3 protein-coding genes are annotated in these 2,609 nt (G+C 37.4%); all 3 read right to left on the reverse strand.

The features are described from left to right. Window positions 1-143: phosphoenolpyruvate-utilizing N-terminal domain-containing protein (locus V7083_RS23295; RefSeq protein WP_335482548.1), on the reverse strand; the 143-nt coding region annotated here is incomplete at its 3' end. Beyond that, window positions 143-409: a phosphocarrier protein HPr gene (locus tag V7083_RS23300; protein WP_335482546.1), complete on the reverse strand. Its 267-nt coding sequence runs from the start codon at window positions 407-409 to the stop codon at window positions 143-145. The genes V7083_RS23295 and V7083_RS23300, both read right to left, overlap by 1 nt. A gap of 277 nt (window positions 410-686) precedes the next feature. Further along, window positions 687-2,375: a glycerol-3-phosphate dehydrogenase/oxidase gene (locus V7083_RS23305; protein WP_335482547.1), complete on the reverse strand. Its 1,689-nt coding sequence runs from the start codon at window positions 2,373-2,375 to the stop codon at window positions 687-689. Window positions 2,376-2,609: the final 234 nt, after the last annotated feature.

Raw genomic sequence — 2,609 nt, forward strand, 5'->3', positions numbered from 1 at the left:
GAGATTGCTTGACGGAAGCGTTCTACCTCTGCTGTCACATCATCAACAGATTTTTTATCAAAAGTTAAATTTGGCTCTACAAGCCGATATGCCTTTGCGATCGCGATACCATTAGAAGCTGCTATCCCATTTAAGAATGCCATTATTTTGCCAGTCCTTCTTTTTTCATAGTTTCATCTAAGCTGCTTAGAGCTGTGTCAGCATCACTGCCTTCTGCAGTAATCTTAATTTCCGCACCTTGGCCAATTCCCAGTGACATAACGCCCATGATTGACTTTAGGTTAACGGTTTTTCCTTTATATTCTAAATTAATTTCAGAATCAAATTTACTGGCCGTTTGTACTAGTAATGTTGCGGGTCTTGCGTGTATTCCTGTGTCGGCAATTACTTTGTATTGCTTTTCTGCCATGATAAATCAAACTCCTTTAAAATTAAAATAAGCCAATATAGGAGGCTTTTCTCATATTTTGGCTTTGTTGTTGTTTTTCCATTCATACAATTGATAGAATAGCACTTTTCGTCCTTAGTAGACAACTAAAAATATCACTATTTGTGAAATATCGAACGAAAAAATATTTCATTTTGGTATTATGACTGATTTCACAAGAAATGTCGTTACTTCGAACTATTTGTTCACAATATTGTCAAACTTTCATGAAATATGAAAAAAACTGCCAAGCGGCAGTTTATTCATTGACAGCGTCTGGAATACTTTTTTGATCATCAGCCGGGATGGTAGCGGCTAATAATGCCTCTTCGAGTGCGTTGAAATAATTTTTCTTTTCTGTGTCCGTCCAATTTAGTTTATGAGCTAAATAGTTAATGACCTGAACCTTTGACTTCTTTACTGTCTGAATGTCGAATAAAATGGCACCAGTTCGTCGATTAAAGAAATCTATTGGAGTCATTACCATTTCTTCTTCAATTCCATAGATCAGTTTAGCAAATAAATCTAATGGAATTCCGAAGGACTGTGCATCTTTTTTATTGTTTTTTACCAATTGGTACACTCGGTCGATATTGGAACCATAGGTTCCTGCTAGCAGCTCAGCTTGTTCTTTGGTTAGCCCTAATTCAACGCCCTTATTTATATTCTTCGAAACAAAGTTCCGGTAGTTCGATGATCCCCCTACATTTCCTCCAGAAATTGGCAATTTTTTGGTTTTGCTAGCAGGAAAATGTCTCCCATCTTCTACATTAAAATTACTGGCGATTAGATCTATAACCGTTTCGGCCATTTTCCGATAACCGGTTAATTTTCCACCTGCAATGGTAATTAAGCCTGAATGTGATTCCCAAATTTCATCTTTCCGAGAAATTTCCGATGGATTTTTCCCTTCTTCATAGATGAGTGGGCGAACTCCTGCCCAGCTTGATTCAATATCCTTTTCATTGATTTTCACATCCGGGAACATGTAATTAATCGCATTGATAATATAGCTTCGATCACTTATAGTCATCATTGGATTGATGGCATCTTGATTATAGAATGTATCGGTTGTACCTACATATGTTTTGCCTTCTCTTGGAATGGCAAAAACCATTCTTCCATCTGGAGTATCAAAATAAACGGCCTGCTTAAGCGGGAAGCGGGACTGATCGATTACAAGATGGACTCCTTTGGAAAGCTGTAAGGTTTTTCCTTTTTTTGATTGATCCATTTCGCGGATAGAATCAACCCACGGGCCTGCAGCATTTACAATTTTTTTCGCTCGCACTTCGTATTTTTCTCCAGACAACAGATCCTGCACTAAAACACCTACAACCTTGCCATTTTCATACATAAGATTCAGTACCTTTGTATAATTTGCTGCGATTGTACCATGCTCTACTGCAGCCTTCATAACCTCAATTGTTAATCTAGCGTCATCAGTTCGATATTCTACATAATAACCTCCGCCTTTCAGCCCATTTTTTTTGATTAACGGCTCCTTATTTAAGGTCTCTGGAATAGATAACATGGTGCGTCTTTCTGATTTTTTGACACCTGCCAAAAAATCATAAACTCTTAAGCCAATTGATGTACTAAACTTGCCGAATGTACCACCTTTATGCATAGGAAGCAGCATCCATTCTGGTGTAGTGACGTGAGGACCATTTTCAAAAACAATGGCTCTTTCTTTGCCGACTTCCGCTACCATTTTTACTTCGAATTGTTTTAAATATCTTAGTCCGCCATGAACCAATTTTGTCGACCTGCTGGACGTTCCTGCTGCAAAATCCTGCATTTCTACTAAAGCCATTTTCATTCCTCTTGTCTGTCCATCTAGGGCAATTCCGGCTCCAGTGATTCCTCCTCCAATGACTAACACATCAAATGCTTCAGTTTTTAGTTGTTGAACGATTTCATTGCGGTTTAAGTTTGAAAATTTCATGGTCTCTTCCTCCCAGTTTTAAAGAACATATTATTTAATATGCAAATTTATTTATCAGGGCAAATAAAAAGAGACCACAAAAGACACTACCTTCTTCGGTAATGTTTTTGTGGTCTCTCCTAATCTCCTGCCAAAATATTAACTTATCATTATAATATCATAAGTATTCCGATTTGAATATATTTATTTAAATACCATAGCCGCTTTAACGGCCTTTTTCCAGCCGTCATATAA

It is taken from the genome of Bacillus sp. JJ1764 (assembly GCF_036962145.1).
In the GTDB taxonomy this organism is placed as follows: domain Bacteria; phylum Bacillota; class Bacilli; order Bacillales; family Cytobacillaceae; genus Neobacillus.

Bases quoted from the DNA above. Each gene is read 5' to 3' on its own strand.
- V7083_RS23300 (WP_335482546.1), bottom strand. From the start codon at position 409: ATGGCAGAAAAGCAATACAAAGTAATTGCCGACACAGGAATACACGCA.
- V7083_RS23305 (WP_335482547.1), bottom strand. From the start codon at position 2,375: ATGAAATTTTCAAACTTAAACCGCAATGAAATCGTTCAACAACTAAAA.